The organism is Streptomyces sp. NPDC005496, from assembly GCF_042872045.1.
GTDB lineage: Bacteria > Actinomycetota > Actinomycetes > Streptomycetales > Streptomycetaceae > Streptomyces.
Genome location: NZ_JBIAJQ010000007.1, coordinates 68,967 through 86,996 on the forward strand (window position 1 = coordinate 68,967; position 18,030 = coordinate 86,996).

17 protein-coding genes are annotated in these 18,030 nt (G+C 73.6%); 6 read left to right on the plus strand and 11 right to left on the minus strand.

Annotated features, from left to right (window positions below):
• Positions 1-197: 197 nt before the first annotated feature.
• From ACFYQQ_RS22045 to rsmI, 4 genes are all read right to left on the minus strand, one after another.
• Entirely contained in the window at positions 198-1,634 is a 1,437-nt protein-coding gene (locus ACFYQQ_RS22045; RefSeq protein ID WP_388904998.1) for a ubiquitin-like domain-containing protein, read from the minus strand.
• A gap of 133 nt (positions 1,635-1,767) precedes the next feature.
• Complete coding sequence (locus ACFYQQ_RS22050; RefSeq protein ID WP_355793442.1) at positions 1,768-2,637, minus strand: TatD family hydrolase; 870 nt, start codon at positions 2,635-2,637, stop codon at positions 1,768-1,770.
• A 51-nt stretch (positions 2,638-2,688) separates the two neighbouring features.
• Positions 2,689-3,117, minus strand: coding sequence for a hypothetical protein (locus ACFYQQ_RS22055; protein WP_355793440.1), 429 nt, complete (start codon positions 3,115-3,117; stop codon positions 2,689-2,691).
• 228 nt (positions 3,118-3,345) lie between these two features.
• Entirely contained in the window at positions 3,346-4,203 is an 858-nt protein-coding gene (gene rsmI, locus ACFYQQ_RS22060; protein ID WP_355793438.1) for a 16S rRNA (cytidine(1402)-2'-O)-methyltransferase, read from the minus strand.
• 62 nt (positions 4,204-4,265) lie between these two features.
• Between rsmI and ACFYQQ_RS22065 the strand changes: the two genes are divergently transcribed.
• The 5 genes from ACFYQQ_RS22065 to ACFYQQ_RS22085 all read left to right on the plus strand — a co-directional run bounded on the left by ACFYQQ_RS22065 (position 4,266) and on the right by ACFYQQ_RS22085 (position 11,064).
• A complete protein-coding gene (locus ACFYQQ_RS22065) occupies positions 4,266-6,005 on the plus strand; it encodes a phospholipid carrier-dependent glycosyltransferase (protein WP_356163976.1) in 1,740 nt (579 codons plus the stop codon).
• A 75-nt stretch (positions 6,006-6,080) separates the two neighbouring features.
• Positions 6,081-7,709, plus strand: coding sequence for a penicillin-binding transpeptidase domain-containing protein (locus ACFYQQ_RS22070; RefSeq protein ID WP_355790330.1), 1,629 nt, complete (start codon positions 6,081-6,083; stop codon positions 7,707-7,709).
• Between the two features lie 96 nt (positions 7,710-7,805).
• Positions 7,806-9,467 (plus strand): penicillin-binding transpeptidase domain-containing protein, encoded by a 1,662-nt coding sequence (locus tag ACFYQQ_RS22075; RefSeq protein ID WP_355790327.1) that lies wholly within the window; start codon positions 7,806-7,808, stop codon positions 9,465-9,467.
• Positions 9,468-9,664: 197 nt separating this feature from the next.
• Complete coding sequence (locus tag ACFYQQ_RS22080; RefSeq protein WP_355793104.1) at positions 9,665-10,222, plus strand: YbaK/EbsC family protein; 558 nt, start codon at positions 9,665-9,667, stop codon at positions 10,220-10,222.
• Complete coding sequence (locus ACFYQQ_RS22085; protein ID WP_355793098.1) at positions 10,219-11,064, plus strand: EamA family transporter; 846 nt, start codon at positions 10,219-10,221, stop codon at positions 11,062-11,064. Before ACFYQQ_RS22080 ends, ACFYQQ_RS22085 begins: the two co-directional genes overlap by 4 nt.
• 60 nt (positions 11,065-11,124) lie before the next feature.
• On the opposite strand, the gene ACFYQQ_RS22090 is transcribed toward ACFYQQ_RS22085, so the two are convergent.
• The 6 genes from ACFYQQ_RS22090 to ACFYQQ_RS22115 all read right to left on the minus strand — a co-directional run bounded on the left by ACFYQQ_RS22090 (position 11,125) and on the right by ACFYQQ_RS22115 (position 16,091).
• On the minus strand, positions 11,125-12,288 hold the full coding sequence (locus ACFYQQ_RS22090; RefSeq protein ID WP_355793100.1) for a serine hydrolase domain-containing protein: 1,164 nt from the start codon (positions 12,286-12,288) through the stop codon (positions 11,125-11,127).
• A 118-nt stretch (positions 12,289-12,406) separates the two neighbouring features.
• On the minus strand, positions 12,407-12,853 hold the full coding sequence (locus tag ACFYQQ_RS22095; RefSeq protein ID WP_355793102.1) for an organic hydroperoxide resistance protein: 447 nt from the start codon (positions 12,851-12,853) through the stop codon (positions 12,407-12,409).
• A gap of 150 nt (positions 12,854-13,003) precedes the next feature.
• Positions 13,004-13,492, minus strand: coding sequence for a MarR family winged helix-turn-helix transcriptional regulator (locus ACFYQQ_RS22100; RefSeq protein WP_388904999.1), 489 nt, complete (start codon positions 13,490-13,492; stop codon positions 13,004-13,006).
• Positions 13,489-14,265: an ABC transporter ATP-binding protein gene (locus ACFYQQ_RS22105; protein ID WP_355793074.1), complete on the minus strand. Its 777-nt coding sequence runs from the start codon at positions 14,263-14,265 to the stop codon at positions 13,489-13,491. The genes ACFYQQ_RS22100 and ACFYQQ_RS22105 overlap by 4 nt, the downstream gene beginning before the upstream one ends.
• Before the next feature lie 10 nt (positions 14,266-14,275).
• On the minus strand, positions 14,276-15,037 hold the full coding sequence (gene cbiQ / locus ACFYQQ_RS22110) for a cobalt ECF transporter T component CbiQ (RefSeq protein WP_355793072.1): 762 nt from the start codon (positions 15,035-15,037) through the stop codon (positions 14,276-14,278).
• A 1-nt stretch (position 15,038) separates the two neighbouring features.
• The gene (locus tag ACFYQQ_RS22115) at positions 15,039-16,091 is read right to left on the minus strand and encodes an energy-coupling factor ABC transporter permease (RefSeq protein ID WP_356163963.1); all 1,053 of its coding nucleotides are present in this window, start codon (positions 16,089-16,091) and stop codon (positions 15,039-15,041) included.
• A gap of 166 nt (positions 16,092-16,257) precedes the next feature.
• Between ACFYQQ_RS22115 and ACFYQQ_RS22120 the strand changes: the two genes are divergently transcribed.
• A complete protein-coding gene (locus ACFYQQ_RS22120; protein WP_355787861.1) occupies positions 16,258-16,608 on the plus strand; it encodes an SsgA family sporulation/cell division regulator in 351 nt (116 codons plus the stop codon).
• Here ACFYQQ_RS22120 and ACFYQQ_RS22125 read toward each other — a convergent pair.
• Positions 16,589-18,007: a DUF6177 family protein gene (locus ACFYQQ_RS22125; protein WP_355787864.1), complete on the minus strand. Its 1,419-nt coding sequence runs from the start codon at positions 18,005-18,007 to the stop codon at positions 16,589-16,591. The two genes, ACFYQQ_RS22120 and ACFYQQ_RS22125, sit on opposite strands and share 20 nt — an antisense overlap.
• Positions 18,008-18,030: the final 23 nt, after the last annotated feature.

The following is an 18,030-nucleotide window of genomic DNA, read 5'->3' on the forward strand; positions in this document are numbered from 1 at the left end:
AAAATTCGAGCCCGTCCGGCGATTGAGGACAGGCGCGTCAGCGCGCACCGAGGGTACGAGCCGGCCCCGGCCGCGAAGGCGGTCAAGGGCGGGAACGGCAACCGGACAGCCGAGGCCCGGAAGATGATGGAGCCCGTCCGGCGATTGAGGACACCGCACCCCGGGCTTCGGGGCACAGCCCCGGAGACCGACCGGCCTCAGCCGTGCAGGCGCGCGCCGCAGTGGGGCCACGGACTGGCCCCACGCCGCACGTACAGCTTCTTCGCCCGGAACGTCTGCTCCGCCGCGGGAGCGTCCTGAGGCCGCCCGGCCCCGCCGAGGCTCTGCCACGTGCGGGTGTCGAACTGGTAGAGCCCGCCGTACGTCCCGGACGCGTCGACCGCCCCAGGCCGGCCCCCCGACTCGCACGCCGCGAGCCCGGACCAGTCGAGGTGGTCGGCCCCGGCGACCGACATCGGCGGCGCCTTCGTCCCCACCTTCACCACCTGCGTCAGCGGCTCCCGCACCACCTCGGTCCGCAGCCGCCGCGGCTTCTGCCGGACGCCGTTCACCGTGCGCAGGGCGTACGTGACCCGGCGGGTCCCCGTCCGCCCGGGCCGCTCGACCACCTCCGTGCCCCGGAACAGGGACGGGTCCTGCGTCCGCTCCACCGCGAAGGGGATCGGCTCCTCGCGGACCTCCTTGGTCCCGGTGATCCGCATGACGGTGACGGTCTGCCCGTCCCGCGGGAAGCTGCCCGGCGCCACGGAGGTGGTGTCCTGGCCGTGCAGGGTGATGCCGGCCTCCGCTACGGCCTCCCGGACGCTCGCGGCGTTCGTGCGGATCGTCCGGGCCCGCCCGTCCGCCATGATCGTGACGGTCCGCTCGGTGCGGACGTCCAGGGCCAGTCCGTCCCGGCCGATCCGCCGGGAGAGCGAGGCCGACAGGTACGCGCCCTCCGCGCGGACCCCGAGTTGGCGGAGCGCGCCGTCCACGGTGCGCGCGGTCGTCCACACCGTGTGCCGCTGCCCGTCGAGGGTGAGGTGCACGGGCCGCCCGTAGCGGACGGTGACCTCGTCGCCGCTGGCCAGCTCGGTGCCGGGGGCGGGCGCCACGATGTCGTGGGCGCCGACGTCGACCCCCTGGTCCGCGAGCAGTTCGCTCACGTCGTCCGCGAAGGTGTGCAGCGTGCGCGGCTTGCCGTCGACGCTGAGCTCGATCGCCTTGTCCTCGGCGACGAAGGCGCTGGTGCCGCCCGCCAGGAACGCCACGACCAGGGCCTGCGGAAGCAGCCGGCGCAGCGGGTCGGGCCTGGCGGCGGTGCGTCTGCGGCGGCCGGCGCGGCGCGCCTGGGCCCGTCCGCCGGGCGGCGGTACGACGGGGGCGGGGACGGTCGGGTACTCCGCGAACCCGCCCTCCGGGTACGCCTGCCGGGGCAGCGTCGGCTCCTCGTAGGCGGGCCGGTAGGTGTCCGCCCGGCTCCCGGCCGGGCCGCCGACGGCGTCGAGCAGGGTCCGGCCGCCGGGCCCGGCGTGCACGTCGTAGGGCAGCGTCGGGGCACCGTACGGGTCATGGACGTCGTACGGCACCGGCGGGTCATAGGTGACCGGGCCGGGACCGGCCGGGCCGTACGTCTCGTACTGCGAGTTGCTCACGACGACGCTCCAGGGGGATCGGGCGACCAGAACCTAGCGGAGTGGCCGTCACTCTCCAAAGCAACGCGGCTACGCAGTGTCGCGACACTCCCCCAAGGCGGGACCCCGGGAAAGCCCCTGGAAGCGTTATGGGTCAGTAATCGAACGCGCGGGCCGTGTTCGCGGCCAGTGCCGTCGCCAGCGCGTCCTCGTCGATGCCCCGGACGGCGGCCATCGCACGGACGGTCACCGGAACGAGATACGGGGCGTTGGGCCGTCCGCGGTACGGCGCCGGGGTCAGGAACGGCGCGTCGGTCTCCACCAGGAGCAGCTCTAGCGGGGCCACGGCGAGCGCGTCGCGCAGCGGCTGGGCGTTCTTGAAGGTCATGTTGCCGGCGAAGGACATGAAGTACCCGGCCCGGCCGCAGACCTCGGCCATCTCCGCGTCGCCGGAGTAGCAGTGGAACACGGTCCGCTCGGGGGCGCCCTCCTCGTCGAGGACGCGCAGCACGTCGGCGTGGGCGTCGCGGTCGTGGATGACCAGGGCCTTGCCGTGCCGCTTGGCGATCTCGATGTGCGCGCGGAAGGACCGCTCCTGGGCGTCCTTGCCCTCGGGTCCGGTGCGGAAGTAGTCGAGTCCGGTCTCGCCGACGCCCTTGACGTGGGGCAGGGCGGCCAGCCGGTCGATCTCGGCGAGCGCCTCGTCCAGCGCGGCGTCGCCGCCGGGGGCCCTCGCCCCCTGCCGGGACCACCCGTCGGGGTCCCCGTGCACGATGCGGGGCGCCTCGTTGGGGTGCAGGGCCACGGTCGCGTGCACCGCGTCGTACTTCTGCGCGGTCTCGGCCGCCCAGCGGGAGCCCTTCAGGTCGCAGCCGACCTGGACGACCGTCGTCACCCCGACCGACGCGGCCTTGGCGAGGCCTTCCTCGACCGTGCCGGACTGCATGTCGAGGTGGGTGTGCGAGTCGGCGACCGCGACGCGCAGCGGCTCCGGCAGGGGTGGGGCTTCGGCGTTGGAAGGCATGCCCCGATCCTACGAAGGGGGCATGCCCGCCCTCTCGTCACGGTCGGCGGATCAGCTCGCCCTGCGGTGCTGGAACGGGTGCAGCAGGTCCGAGAGGTGCCAGTGGTGGTCCTTGTGCTCCGGGCCGTGCTCCGGGCCCCGCTCGGGTCCGGCGGGCTCCTGCCCGGCCTGCTGGGGCAGCGCGGGCGGCTGCGCGCGCCGCATGGAGGCCAGTACGGAGGACACCTGTCCGGCGCGCATGATGCGCACCACGTGGGCGTCGCAGTTCACGCAGGTGGGCCGGCTCAGCGGCGAGGGCACCACCAGGCCGTCGGCGACGTACGTCACGAACGCGGCGCCGTCGGCGTCGCGGTGGTGCTCGATCTCGTAGGACTGCTCCCAGCCGTGCCCGCAGCGCATGCAGGCGAAGGCGTACGACTCGTGGACGACGTCGGCCCCCGGGGTGCGGTGGCCGCCGGTCCGCCCGGCGATCTCACTCATTCCAGCTCCTCTTGTCCGCTGGACAAGCGCCTCCGTCACGGGAAGGGAGCGCGGCTCCCCTGCGTCCCACCGGAGGCGAGGGACGGGTGCGTCCCTTCGACCAGTGGACGCTTCTCCCGGCGCGAAAGCATCAGACCTGTCGAGTGTTGGAGGCGTCTTGGCCGTTCCTTGCCGGAACGCCCCCGGAACCCGTCCGAGCTTTGCCTTTCACGATAGTCCTTTGCCCTCCTATGGGGCGCTCTGCGCCGCGTTCTTTGCCGCCACCACGGCATCGAAGACCTCGCGTTTGGGAATCCCGGCATCGGCGGCCACGGCGGCGATCGCCTCCTTGCGGCGCTCCCCCGCCTCCTCGCGCACCCGCACCCTGCGCACCAGCTCGGCGGCGTCCAGGTCACCGGCGCCCTTCTCCGGCGCCCCCTCCACGACCACGGTGATCTCGCCGCGCACGCCCTCGGCGGCCCAGGCGGCCAGCTCCGCCAGCGGGCCGCGCCTGACCTCCTCGTACGTCTTCGTCAGCTCCCGGCAGACGGCGGCGCGGCGGCCCTCGCCGAACACCTCGGCCATCGCGGCGAGGGTGTCGTCGAGGCGGTGCGGCGCCTCGAAGTAGACGAGGGTGCGGCGCTCCTCGGCGACGTCCTTGAGCCGCGACAGGCGTTCGCCCGCCTTGCGCGGCAGGAAGCCCTCGAAGCAGAACCGGTCGACGGGCAGCCCGGACAGCGCGAGCGCGGTGAGCACCGCGGAGGGGCCCGGCACGGCGGTGACCTTGATGTCCTTCTCGACGGCGGCGGCGACCAGCCGGTAGCCGGGGTCGGACACGGACGGCATCCCCGCGTCGGTCACCAGCAGCACCCGGGCACCGCCGACCAGCGCCTCGACCAGCTCCGGGGTGCGGGCCGCCTCGTTCCCCTCGAAGTACGAGACGACGCGCCCGGTCGGCAGCGCGTCCAGCGCCTGTGCGAGCCTGCGCAGCCGCCGGGTGTCCTCGGCGGCCACGACGTCCGCGGTCGCCAGCTCGTGCGCGAGCCGCGGCGGGGCGTCGCTCACGTCGCCGATGGGGGTGCCTGCCAGTACAAGGGTTCCTGTCACGTTTCCATCCTCGCAGGGCCCAGGGACGGGACTCCCACAGAGACGTTCCCTACGATGGCGCGGTGACCAGTACCGCGTCCTCCACGGACACCCGGCAGGGCCGGGCCACCGAAGAGCAGCGGCCGTCGTGGCAGCACCGGCTGCGGCGCTTCGGCTACTCGGCCGGGCCCCGAAGCGATGTCCGCGACCGCCTCGTGCCGCCCTACGCGGAACCCGGCGCCCGGTTCTGGGCCGCGATCGGGGTGCGCCGGGAGACCGGCGACCGCCTCGCGCGCTGGTCGGGGTGGGGCGGTCCGCTGCTCGTGACCCTGCTGGCCGGGGTGCTGCGGTTCTGCAACCTCGGCAGCCCCAAGGCGGTGATATTCGACGAGACGTACTACGCGAAGGACGCCTGGGCGCTGGTCCACCGCGGGTACGAGGTCAACTGGGCCAAGGACGCCAACGACCTGATCCTCCAGGGCAACGGCCACGTGTCGATCCCCACCGACGCCGCGTACGTCGTGCACCCGCCGGTCGGCAAGTACGTCATCGGGCTCGGCGAGATGCTGTTCGGCTTCGACCCGTTCGGCTGGCGCTTCATGACGGCGCTGCTCGGCACGCTGTCCGTGCTGATGCTGTGCCGGATCGGCCGGCGGCTCTTCCGCTCGACGTTCCTCGGGTGCCTGGCGGGCGCGCTGATGGCGGTGGACGGGCTGCACTTCGTGATGAGCCGCACCTCGCTGCTCGACGGCGTGCTGATGTTCTTCGTGCTGGGCGCCTTCGGCTGCCTGGTCGTCGACCGCGACAAGGCCCGCATGCGGCTCGCGGCGGCGCTGCCGCTCGACGCGGACGGCGGGGCGCGGCCCGACGCGCACGTCGCCGAGACCACCCGGCTGGGCCTGCGGCCCTGGCGCTGGGGTGCGGGTGTGATGCTGGGCCTGGCCATCGGCACGAAGTGGAACGGCCTGTACGTCCTGGCCGCGTTCTGCGTGATGGCGGTCCTGTGGGACGTCGCCTCGCGCCGGGTGGCGGGCGCCCGCCACCCGTACTCGGCGGCCCTGCTGCGCGACACCGGTCTCACCTTCCTGGCCACGGTGCCGGTCGCCGTCGCCGTCTACCTGGCGTCCTGGACCGGCTGGATCCTCTCCCCGGCCGACGGCAGCGGCGGCTACTTCCGCAACTGGGCCGCGACCGACGGCAAGGGCGGCAACTGGACCGTGCTGCCCGACTGGCTGCGCAGCCTGTGGCACTACGAGCACGAGGTCTACGACTTCCACGTCGGCCTGTCGTCCCCGCACACCTACCAGTCGAACCCGTGGAGCTGGCTCGTCACCGGCCGCCCCGTCTCGTACTTCTACGAGTCCCCGGCGCCCGGCAAGGACGGCTGCCCGGCCGACGCCGGCGGGAAGTGCGCCCGCGAGGTGCTGGCGCTCGGCACCCCGCTGCTGTGGTGGGCGGCGTGCTTCGCGCTGCTGTACGTGCTGTGGCGCTGGGCGTTCCGCCGCGACTGGCGGGCGGGCGCGATCGCCTGCGCCGTCGCCGCCGGGTACCTGCCCTGGTTCCTGTACCAGGAGCGGACGATCTTCTTCTTCTACGCCGTCGTCTTCGTCCCGTTCCTCTGCCTGGCCGTCGCCATGCTCGTCGGCGCGATCCTCGGCCCCCCGGGCTCAGGCGAACGCCGCCGCGTGGCGGGCGCCGCCGCCGCGGGCGTCCTGGTCCTCCTGATCGCCTGGAACTTCATCTACTTCTGGCCGATCTACACGGGCACGGCGATCCCGATCGACGACTGGCGATCACGTATGTGGCTGGATACCTGGGTCTAACAATCGGGGAAACACCCTCCCCTCCCGTCACTCCCCCGGCTTAGAGTGCAACCGCTTACGGGGAGGGAGCGCGCCATGCGCAAGGGGGTCAAGGCCGCCGTCGTCGGCGGGGTGTTCGCGGTGATGGTGGGCGGTGCCGGGTACGGCGCCTACAACGTGGTGACCGCCATCAGCGGGGACGGCACGGCGGGCGGTCCCGCGCCCGTGCGGACCGGGACGCCCGACGGCGACGAGGTCGAGGAGACCACGGAGAAGTTCTTCGCCGCCTGGGAGAAGGGCGACGCGGCCGAGGCGGCGGCGTACACGAACGACTCCGGTTCCGCCGAGCCGCTGCTCGCCGCCTACCGCGACGACGCCCATCTGACCGGCGTGCGGATCAAGGCGGGCACGCCGTCCGGGACGACCGTGCCGTACTCGGTCCGGGCGACGGTGCGGTACCGGGGGAAGAGCAAGCCGCTGTCGTACGACTCCGAGCTGACCGTCGTGCGCGGGGTCACCACCGGCAAGGCGCTGGTCGGCTGGAAGCCCTCCGTCGTCCACCCCGACCTCGTCGAGGGGGACACGCTGGTGACCGGCGAGGCGGCGAGCGCGCCGATCCAGGCCGTGGACCGGAACAACGTTGTCCTGACCGAGGGCAAGTACCCCTCGCTCGGCCCGATCCTGGACGCCCTGCGCGGCCGGTACGGCGACAAGGCGGGCGGCGCACCGGGCATCGAGCTCGCCATCCGGCACGCGGACGAGAACGCGGGCGACAAGACGCTGGTGACCCTCGCCAAGGGCCGGCCGGGCAGGTTGCGCACCACCATCAGCGCGAGCGCGCAGGCGGCCGCCGAGCGGGCCGTCGAGGGGTACGCCGAGTCGTCCGTGGTGGCGGTCAAGCCCAGCACGGGTGAGGTGCTGGCGGTCGCCAACCACCGCAAGGACGCGTTCAACGCGGCCTTCGAGGGCCGGCTCGCCCCCGGCTCCACCATGAAGATCATCACCGCGGCGATGCTCATCGACAACGGCGTGACCTCGATGAACGGCCCGGCGCCCTGCACGGACACCGCCGTGTGGCAGAGCCAGACCTTCCACAACCTCAAGGGCATGGCGCCCAACGGGAAGGCCACGCTCGCGAACAGCTTCATGCGTTCGTGCAACACCGCCTTCGTGAAGCTCGTCGACGAGAAGCCGCTCACCGACGCGTCGCTGACCACGGAGGCGCGGGAGCGGTTCGGACTCGGCCGGGACGACTGGAAGACGGGGATCATCTCCTTCGACGGCCGGATCCCCGAGTCCGGCGGCCCGGACCGCGCGGCCAACGCGATCGGCCAGGGTCAGGTCCAGATGAGCCCGCTGAACATGGCGTCCGTCACCGCGACCGTCGTCACGGGCTCGTTCCACCAGCCCTACCTCGTCTCGCCGAAGCTCGACGGCCGCGAACTCGCCACGGCACGCGGCCTGTCGAGCGGGACCGGGGCGCAGCTGAAGCAGATGATGCGGCTGACCGCGACGCAGGGCACCGGTGCGCGGGCGATGGCGGGGCTCGGCGGCGACATCGGCGCCAAGACCGGCTCCGCCGAGGTCGACGGCCAGGCGCGGTCCAACAGCTGGTTCACCGGGTTCCGGGGCGACATGGCGGTCGCCGCGATGACCGAGGAGGGCGGCCACGGAGGGGACGCGGCCGGGCCCATCGTCGCGGATGTGCTAAGAACGAGCGGCTGAAGTCACACCGGCCGCACCGGGACCCCGGGACGGTGCCCCTCGTTGAGCACGCGAGGGCAGCGGGGCATCAGGGGAACCAGCAAAGGATCTGTAGCTGTGGGCAAGAGAGGGCGCGCCGCCGAGCGCAGCAGGACGAGACCGGCCGTGGTCGGCGGGCTGATCGCCGTCGTCGTCGCGGGCGGGGGGTTCGGCGCCTACAGCCTGTACGGACCGGCGGGCGACGACGGGTCCACGAGCGCCGACCAGAAGCCGGTGAAGACCGGCCCGCTGTCGGCGGCCGAGGTCCGCACGGCCGCGACGACGTTCCTCACCTCCTGGCAGCGGGGCCGCGTGGCGAAGGCGGCCGCCGTCACCGACGACGCGGCCGCCGCAGAGGCCGCCCTCACCGGCTACCGCGAGGACGCGCACATCACCGGCGTGACGCTGACCCCGGGCCGGCGGGCGGGCACCGCGGTCCCGTTCTCGGTGAAGGCGACGGTGACGTACAAGGGCAAGAGCAAGCCCCTTGCGTACGACACGAAGCTGACCGTCGTGCGGCGGGCCGAGGACGGTGTCCCACTCGTCGACTGGCGGCCCTCCGTCGTGCACCCCGACCTGCGGGAGGGCGACCGGCTCGTCACCGGCGAGTCCGGCACGCCCCCGGTCAAGGCGCTCGACGCGGCCGGCGGCGTGCTGACCGAGGCCGCGTACCCGTCGCTGGGCACGGTGCTGGACGGGCTGCGCGAGAAGTACGGCAAGAAGGCGGGCGGCAAGGCCGGCATCGAACTCCGGGTGGTCCGCAAGGCCGCCGCGAAGGGCGCCGACAAGACGCCCGACAAGACGCTGGTGGCACTGAGCGAGGGCACTCCGGGGACGGTGCGCACGACGCTCAGCCCGGCCCTTCAGGACGCGGCCGAGCGGCAGGTGGCGAAGAAGTCCCGGGCGTCGGTGGTGGTGATGCGCCCCTCGACGGGCGAGATCCTGGCCGTCGCGAACTCGGGCCACGGTTTCAACACGGCGTTCCAGGGCTCGCTCGCGCCCGGCTCCACGATGAAGATCATCACGTCGTCGCTGCTGATCGACAAGGGCCTCGCGTCGGCCGAGAAGCGGCACCCCTGCCCCAAGTACGTGACGTACGGCGGCTGGAAGTTCCAGAACGACGACAAGTTCCAGATCAAGGACGGCACGTTCAAGGCGAGCTTCGCCGCGTCCTGCAACACCGCCTTCATCTCCCAGGCGAAGAAGCTGGACAACGGCGACCTGACCGCGCAGGCCCAGCAGGTCTTCGGCCTCGGCATGGACAACTGGTCGATCGGCGTGCCCTCCTTCGACGGCGCGGTGCCGGTGCAGAGCGCCGCGTCGATGGCGGCCTCCCTGATCGGCCAGGGCGGCGTGCGCATGAACCCGCTGAACATGGCGTCGGTGGTCTCCACCGCCAAGACGGGCACCTTCCACCAGCCGTACCTGGTGTCCCCCTCGGTGGACCACCGCGGCCTCGCCAAGTCGTCCCGCCCGCTGTCCCCCGCGACGCGCGCGCAGCTGCGGGAACTGCTGCGGTACACGGCCGCCGCCGGCACCGCCGCCAAGGCCATGTCGGGGCTCGGTCCGGACTTCGGTGCCAAGACCGGGTCCGCGGAGGTCGACGGCCAGGAGGAGCCGAACGGCTGGTTCACGGCGTGGAAGGGCGACCTGGCGGCCGCGGGAGTGGTGCAGGCGGGCGGGCACGGCGGCGACTCCGCGGGCCCGATCGTGGCCGCGCTGCTGCGTACGGGAAGCTGACGTCCACGACCACGCCGCCGCGTGCGAGAGTTGACGTCCACGACCACGCCGCCGCGTACCGGAAGCTGACACCCACGACCGCCCCTCCGCGTACGGGAAGCTGACGTCCACGACCACGCCGCCGCCTGCGGGAAGCTGACGCCCACTTCGCGGAAACGGTTCGCGTGCCCCGTACACCCACCACTACGGTGCCGTGCATGACCGCCGCCGAAGAGCACGCCGCCCATCCCCGATTCGCCGAGGCCCTGCGTGAGGCGGGCCTCGGGGACCTGCTGCCGCGGGTCCGCCGCTTCCCGGAGGCGACGCGCACCGCCGCCGAGGCCGCCGCCGCGATCGGCTGCGAGCTGAGCCAGATCTGCAAGTCCCTGATCTTCGCGGCGGACGGGGTGCCGGTCCTGGTGCTGATGGACGGCGCGTCCCGGGTGGACCTGGAGCTCGTCCGGCGCGCGCTGGGCGCCGGGAAGGTCACCCGCGCGCGGGCGGACCTGGTCCGCGAGACGACGGGGTACGCGATCGGCGGCGTCCCGCCCTTCGGCCACCGCACCAGGACCCGGGTGCTGGCGGACCGCTCCCTGCTCGGCCACGCCACGGTGTGGGCCGCGGCGGGCACCCCCTACGCCGTCTTCCCGATGACGCCCGAGGAGCTCGTCGCCCACGCGGGCGCCACCCTGGCCGACGTCCGCGAACAGGACGTGCCCGCACCGGAGTCGGGCGGCGGGGCCGCCGGGGCGGACGTGCGCGAGCCGACTCCGTGACGCCGCTGGTCACCGCGGCCGTGCTGCTCGCGGCCGTGACCCACGCCGGGTGGAACGCGCTCGCCCACCGCATCACCGACAAGCTCGTCGGCTTCACGCTGATCGCGGGCGGCGGGACGCTCCTCGGGCTGGCCGCGATCCCGTTCGTGCCGTTCCCGGCGGGCGGGGCGTGGCCCTACCTGATCGCGTCGGCCCTCATCCACGTCGTGTACTACGCGCTGCTCATGCGCTCGTTCCGGCTCGGCGACTTCGGGCAGGCGTACCCGATCGCACGCGGGACGGCGCCGCTCGTGGTGACCGTGCTGGCGGCCCTCTTCGCGCACGAGGTCCCCGACCGGTGGGCGGCGGCGGGGATCGCGCTGTCCTGCGCGGGCCTGACGGGGGTCGCGCTGTGGGGTCTGCGCGGACGGCGGCCCCACTGGGCGGCGATCGGCGCCGCGCTGGCCACCGGCCTGTCGATCGCCGCGTACACCGTCGTCGACGGGCTCGGCGTCCGCGCCTCCGGCTCCTCCCTCGGGTACACCGCCTGGCTCATGGCCGCGGAGGGCTGGGTGATCCCGGCGTACGCGCTCCACAAGTGGCGGGGTTCCGCCGTCGCGCGCCTGCGCCCCTTCGCCGCCGTCGGGCTGCTCGGGGCGGTCCTGTCCGTCTCGGCGTACGGCCTGGTCCTGTGGGCCCAGACCCGCGCCGAACTGGCGCCGATCGCGGCACTGCGGGAGTCCTCGATCATCGTCGGCGCGGCCATCGGCGCGGTCTTCTTCAAGGAGCGCTTCGGAGCGCCCCGGGTCGCCGCGGCGGGGCTGCTGGTGGCAGGCATCGGGCTGATGCTGCACGCCGGTTGAGACGGCGGCGCGGGGACGGTCCGGTCCCGGCCGGGCGCCCGCGCGCCCTGCGCCCCCCGCTCAGCCGGCGAGCGCCGCCCGCACCCCGCGTACCAGCGCCTGCGCCCGCGGGTCCGCCGTGACCGTCTTGCGGAAGCCGTTGGTGACGTAGCCGAAGGCGATGCCGGACTCGGGGTCGGCGAAGCCGAGGGGGCCACCGCGGCCGGGGTGGCCGAAGGAGCCGGGGCCGAGCAGCGGGGACGCCGTGCCGTGCAGCATCCAGCCGAGGCCGAAGCGGGTGCCGACCACCAGGACGCGGTCCGCTCCCGAGGACTCCTCCGCGCGGGCCAGTTCGACGGTCGCCGGGGTGAACAGGCGGGCGCGGCCGTCCACGTCACCGATGAGGGAGGCGTAGAAGCGGGCCAGCGCCTCGGCCGTCGCGATCCCGTTGGAGGCGGGCAGCGCCGCCGCCCGGTACGCCGGGTCGTTGTCGTCGGGGTGCGGGGTGATCGCGGCGAAGGCGCGGCTGGTCAGCGAGGCCGGATCGGCGTAGGCCTCGGCGACGGACCGCTTCGGGCGCATCCGCAGGCTGCTCTCCGTCTCCGGCGGCGCGACCCGGCCCGAGCGCCCCACCCGGTCCCGGCGCGCGTCCGGCAGCCCGACCCACAGGTCGGCGCCGAGCGGTCCGGCGATCTCGTCCGCGATCCAGTCGCCGACGCCCCGGCCGGTGATCCGGCGGACCAGTTCACCGACGAGCCAGCCGTAGGTGTGCGCGTGGTAGCCGTGGTCCGTGCCGGGTTGCCACACGGGCGCCTGCCCGGCGACGGCCTCCGCGGTACGGGCGGGGTCCGCGGCCTCGGCGGGCGTCAGCGGGCGGTCCACCACCGGTACGCCGGCGCGGTGCGACAGCACGTGGCGGACCAGCACCGCCTCCTTGCCCCGGGCCTTGAACTCGGGCCAGTACACGCCGACCGGGGCGTCGAGGTCCACCTGCCCGCGCTGGTGCAGCAGCAGGGGTACGGCGGCGGCGACGCCCTTGGTCGCGGAGTGCACGACGTGCGCGGTCCCCTGCTCCCAGGGCTCGGTGCCGTCCACGTCCCGCGTGCCGCCCCACAGGTCGACGACCTTGCGTCCGTGGCGGTAGACGGCCACCGCGGCGCCCCGCTCGCCGAGCGCGTCGAAGTTGCGTACGAACGCCTCCCGGACCGGCTCGAAGCCCTCGGCCACTGTGCCGTTCACGTCCACGCCCGCCACTCCGTCCACCCGGCCGCCGGTACTCGTACCCGCGTCTGACCTCATACGCGCCGAAGCCGGCGCCAGCGGGTGCAACAGCGGCGCGTCCCGCCCGATTCCTGCGCCCGCGTCATCCGAGCAGGATCGTGACGTCGATGTTGCCGCGGGTGGCGTTGGAGTACGGGCAGACCTGGTGGGCCTCGTCCACGAGGCGGGCGGCGAGTTCCTGGTCGACGACGGGCAGGGAGACGTTCAGGGCGACCGCCAGACCGTAACCGTGCCGGGCGTTGGGGCCGATGCCGACCTTCGCGGCGACCGCGGAACCGGACAGGTCGTATCCCGCGCGGCGGCCCACGAGCACGAGCGCGTTGTGGAAGCAGGCGCTGTACCCGGCCGCGAACAGCTGCTCCGGGTTCGTGCCGTCGCCGTCGCCGCCGAGCGCGGGCGGCATCGCGACCCGCAGCTCCAGCCGGCCGTCCTGGCTGGTCACGTAGCCGTCCCGGCCCCCGTGCGCGGTGGCCTCGGCCACGTACATGATCTTCGTGGGACGCGTGTCGACAGCGGTGCCGTCACTCATGGCCGGCCCTCCCCTGGAAAGGTGTGCGCAACTACATTGCCCACAACGTACCTAGTGGTACGGACTCCTCGTTACCCGGGGGTAGCGACCGCCGGTAACCCACGCGCGCACCGGAGTTCGCGGCCCGCCCCGGGACGGCGGCCCCCGGTGTCAGCGACCCGCGGCGCTCTCCGCACGGCGGGCGAGCTCCCACAGCTCCTTGCGCAGCCGGGCCACCTCGTCCCCGCTCACGCCGGTCGCCGCCGACAGGGCCCGCGGCACGTGCTCCGCGCGCTCCCGCAGCGCCTCGCCCCGCCCGGTCGGCGCCACGAGCACGGACCGCTCGTCGCGGGCCGACCGCTCCCGGCGCAGCAGCCCGGCCGACTCCAGGCGCTTGAGGAGCGGCGACACCGTGCCGTAGTCGAGCCGCAGGGCGCCCGCCAGGTCCTTCACCGTGGTCTCGCCGCGCTCCCAGAGCACCAGCATGACCAGGTACTGCGGGTAGGTGAGCCCGAGATCCTCAAGGAGAGGGCGGTACGCGGCGGTCAGCGCGCGCTGGGCGGCGTACAGCGCGAAGCACAGCTGGTCGTCGAGCAGCAGCGAGCCCGCCGGGACCTCCGGCGCCGCGGGACCGCCCGGGCCCGTCTCTTCGTTCGTCACGCGCCCATTGTCACGGAGCGCGGGTCGAAGCCGAACGGAAGCTCCAGCCGGTGGCCGCGCATCAGGGCGTCGTCAGAGAGCAGCTCGCCGGTCTTCCCGTCGGCCGCGATGACGCCCTCGCTGAGGATCAGGGCGCGGGGGCACAGTTCGAGGGCGTACGGCAGGTCGTGGGTGACCATCAGCACGGTCACGTCCAACGAGCGCAGGATGTCGGCGAGTTCGCGCCGCGAGGCGGGGTCCAGGTTGGAGGAGGGCTCGTCCAGGACGAGGATCTCCGGCTCCATCGCGAGCACCGTGGCGACGGCCACCCGGCGGCGCTGGCCGAAGGAGAGGTGGTGCGGCGGACGGTCGGCGAAGGACTCCATGCCGACCCGCTCCAGCGCCGTACGCACCCGCGCCTCCAGCTCCTCCCCGCGCAGGCCCGCCGCGGCGGGCCCGAAGGCCACGTCCTCGCGCACGGTCGGCATGAAGAGCTGGTCGTCGGGGTCCTGGAAGACGATGCCGACCTTGCGGCGGATCTGAGCCATGTGCTTCTTGCCGACGGGGAGTCCGGCGACCGTCACGGTCCCGGCGCCCCCGGTCAGGATGCCGTTGAGGTGCAGCACGAGGGTGGTCTTGCCGGCGCCGTTCGGCCCGAGCAGCGCGACGCGTTCGCCGCGCCCGATGGTGAAGTCGACGCCGAACAGGGCCTGGTGGCCGTCGGGGTAGGCGAAGGCCAGCCCGGCCACGTCCAGGGAGGGCGGCGTCACGGCGGTGGGGGTCACGGGGTCCATCCAGACGGGGTCACAGGGTCCATCCCAGCAGACAGACGACGAGGGCGGCGAGGGGGAGGGTGAGGGCGTACGTCCACTGCGCCCGGGACGCGGTCACCTCGTCGATCACCGGCATCGAACCGGCGTATCCGCGGCTCACCATGGCGAGGTGCACGCGCTCCCCGCGTTCGTAGGAGCGGATGAAGAGCGCGCCGGCCGACTTGGCGAGGACGCCCCACTGCCGGACGCCGCGGGCCTCGAACCCGCGCGATTCGCGGGCGATGCGCATGCGCCGCATCTCGTCCGTGATGACGTCGCCGTAGCGGATCATGAAGGACGCGATCTGCACGAGCAGCGGCGGCAGCTTCAGGCGCTGGAGTCCGAGGAGCAGTTCACGCAGCTCGGTCGTGGAGGCGAGGAGTACGGAGGCGGCGACGCCGAGGGTGCCCTTGGCGAGGACGTTCCAGGCGCCCCAGAGGCCGTTGACGCTCAGGGACAGGCCGAGCACGTCCACGCGCTCGCCCTCCGCGACGAACGGCATGAGCACCGCGAAGGCGACGAACGGGACCTCGATCAGCAGCCGCTTCAGGAGGAAGGGCGCGGGGACGCGGGCCTGGTGGGCGACGCCCGCGAGGAGCAGCGCGTAGAGCGAGAACGCCCACATCGCCTCGCGCGGGGTCGAGACCACGACGACCACGAAGCCGAAGGCCGCGGCGAGCTTGGTGTGCGGCGGCAGGGCGTGCACGGCCGAGTGCCCGTGCCGGTAGAGCTTGTGGGCGTGGCCCGCGCCCATCTCAGACGCCCTCGGGGAGGGACACGGGCGTGGCGTCGGCCGTACGCCGCCTGCGGACCGCCCAGAAGACGCCGCTGCCCGCGACCACGGTGGCGCCGACGCCGATCACGCCCGCGAGGCCGCCGGAGATCCGGGCGTCGGAGACGTCCTTGACGCCGTAGTCGGCCAGCGGGGAGCCGGAGGCGGCGTGCTCCTCCGCCTTCTTGTCGATGCCCTGGTCGTGGGCGACCTTCTCCAGTCCGTCGGGGCTGGCGGAGGCGTAGAAGCTGACGAACCCGGCGAGTACGAGGGAGGCGGCCAGGCCAGCGGCCCACACCCCGCGCCGGGAGGTCCGGGCGGCCACCGGGACGGCGACGGTGCCGGGGGCGTCGACCAGCTCCCCGTTCACGCGCAGCTTCAGCCGCTGCCGCAGGCCCCGCGCTCCGTACACGAGGTCCGGCCGTACGGCGATCACGGCGCCGACGGTGAGCGCGGTGATCGCGGCCTCGCCGAGGCCGATGAGGACGTGGACGCCGATCATGGCGGTGGCGACCTTGGTGATCGAGACGTCCGTGGTGCCGCCGACGGCGTAGATGAGGGTGAAGGCGACGGCGGCGCCCGGGACGGAGAGCAGCGCGGCGACGAAGGCGGCGGCGGTGAGGGAGCGGCGTCCGCGCGGGAGCACCTTCACCAGTCCCCGGAAGACGGCGTAGGACAGCACCGTCGTGACGATCGCCATGTCGGTGATGTTCACGCCGAGCGCGGTCAGGCCGCCGTCCGCGAAGAGGATGCCCTGCATCAGCAGCACGACGGACACGCACAGGACCCCGGTGAAGGGGCCGACGAGTATCGCCGCCAGGGCGCCGCCGAGCAGATGGCCGCTGGTCCCGGCGGCGACCGGGAAGTTCAGCATCTGCACGGCGAAGATGAAGGCGGCGACGAGTCCGGCGAGCGGCGCGGTCTTCTCGTCCAGTTCGCGGCGGGCCCCCTTGAGGCTCACGGCGATGGCACCGGCGGCGACCACGCCGGTGACCGCGGAGACCGGGGCGTTGATGAATCCGTCAGGCACATGCACCGTACGAGGATAGCGCCTTGTTGCGAATAGCTTGCAAGAGCGGTGCCTCATGAATAGTCCCGGTGACCGGGCGCCGACCGGGGCCACTTTTCGGGAAATATGGGACATTGGAGAAGAAGCGGACGCACAGCCTCCGCTCAGGTCACGCAGCGTGAGGAGCCGTCCGATGTCCGTCGTCGAACAGTACGCGCGAGTCCACATAGTCACGGGGTCCCAGGAGGGCGAGAACGCCGTCCCGGTCGTCCTGCGCTACGACCCCGAGGCCGACCCCCGCGTCGTCCGGATCGGCCTGCCCGGCCCCCACGAGTGGAAGTTCACCCGCGACCTGCTGGAACGGGGCCTGCGCGCCCCCGTCCGCAGCGGCGACGTGGAGATCTGGCCCTGCGGCCGAGTCCAGGCGATCATGGAATTCCACTCCCCCAAGGGAACGGCGGTCGTCCAGTTCGACGCGAAGACCCTGATCCGCTTCCTCCGCCGGACGTACCTGGCGGCGGAGGTCACGCCGGTGGCGCACTGACGCGGGGCGCGGACACCCGCCGGAGCTGCTGCCGGGCTCTGCCCTCGTCCGCCGCCGCGAAGGCGTAGTGCAGTGCGGGCCGGGACGCGGGGCCCAGACGGAGCGGGCGCGGGTCCGCCACTCCTTCCGCGGCGGCTCGGCCGGCGGCCTGCACGGCGTCGGGCCCCAGGGTGAACGCCACAGGCGTCGCGGGCGCTTCACGGCGGGGCCGGATGGTGAGGTCGGCGGGGGCCGCGCGCCTGTGGACGTGCATCGAGGTGAGGCCGTGCCTGGTCGCGAGGATCTCGGCGAGGCCGGTGACCGCGTCCACCGGCAGAGCCCGGCCTGACGAGTAGCCGACGGCGAGACCGACGTGTTCCTCGATCCCCGCGGGCGTATGTGCGACGCGAAGAGTTGCGATCGCCGGCCGGGCGGGGTCGCCCACTGCGACGAGCCAGGTGGCAGCCGACCTACGGGCCCTGGCGCGGGCCAGTTCGGTCAACTGCCGTGTCGACCACGGCAGGTTGACGGGCTCGGCCGTGGACCAGCCGAGCGGCGCGACTCCGGTGAGCGCCACGCAAGCGGCCTCCAGCGCGCCGCCCAGCAGAAGGTGCTCGTCCGCGGGGTGGGTGGTGCGGATGGACAGCACGAGCTGCTTCTCGCCGTCGTCCCCGGCGGTATGCGGTCCGTCGAAGGCCGACGCGGTCGAGCCGGACTCCTCCGCCACCGCGACCGGCGTGAACCGCCCCTCGTGCCAGTGCAGTACGGCGCCGGTGAGCCCGTCGTAGTAGCCGTCTCCGGGGTCCCGGACGACCCAGCGGGAGGGAAGCCGGGTCAGCAGGCCGCGGGTGGGCATGGTGAGCCGGGCGCCGGGCGGGGTGACGATCTGCAGCTCGCGCCCCGTAGCGGTGGCGGTGCGCAGAGCGTCGATGAGCCAGGTCGTGGCGGCGATGACGGGACGGTCCTGGAGGACGACGGCCGCACGGTCGGTGACGATGTCGGGACCGTCCGGGGATGCCTGGTCCTCCGGAATGCCGGCCGGTGGCACGGTCACGACTCCCGTGTGCGCGACGTCCCGCGGCCACGTGGCACCGCCCAGCACCGCGGTCAGCCGCCCCGCGACGGACCCGGCCAACCGTCCGGCCTCCTCGACGGACGTGACCGCCCGCGCCTCCGTCCACCAGAACGGGGCGTCGCAGGCCATGTCCGGTCCCAGCAACCGGGCAGCCTCGCCCGGCACCTGTACGAGGCAGGGGGCCTCGACGGCCACGAGCGCCCGCCCGTCCGCCGCACACAGCCGGACAGCGGCCCCGCCCGCCACCCTCTCCACCTGCAACTCCGGCCCACCGGCGTGCAACCCGGCCAGCAGGGTCAGCGGATCCGGCATGAGCGGCGTGAGGGCTATGACGTCGTGGGTCACGGGATCACCGGTCCTGGAGGTGG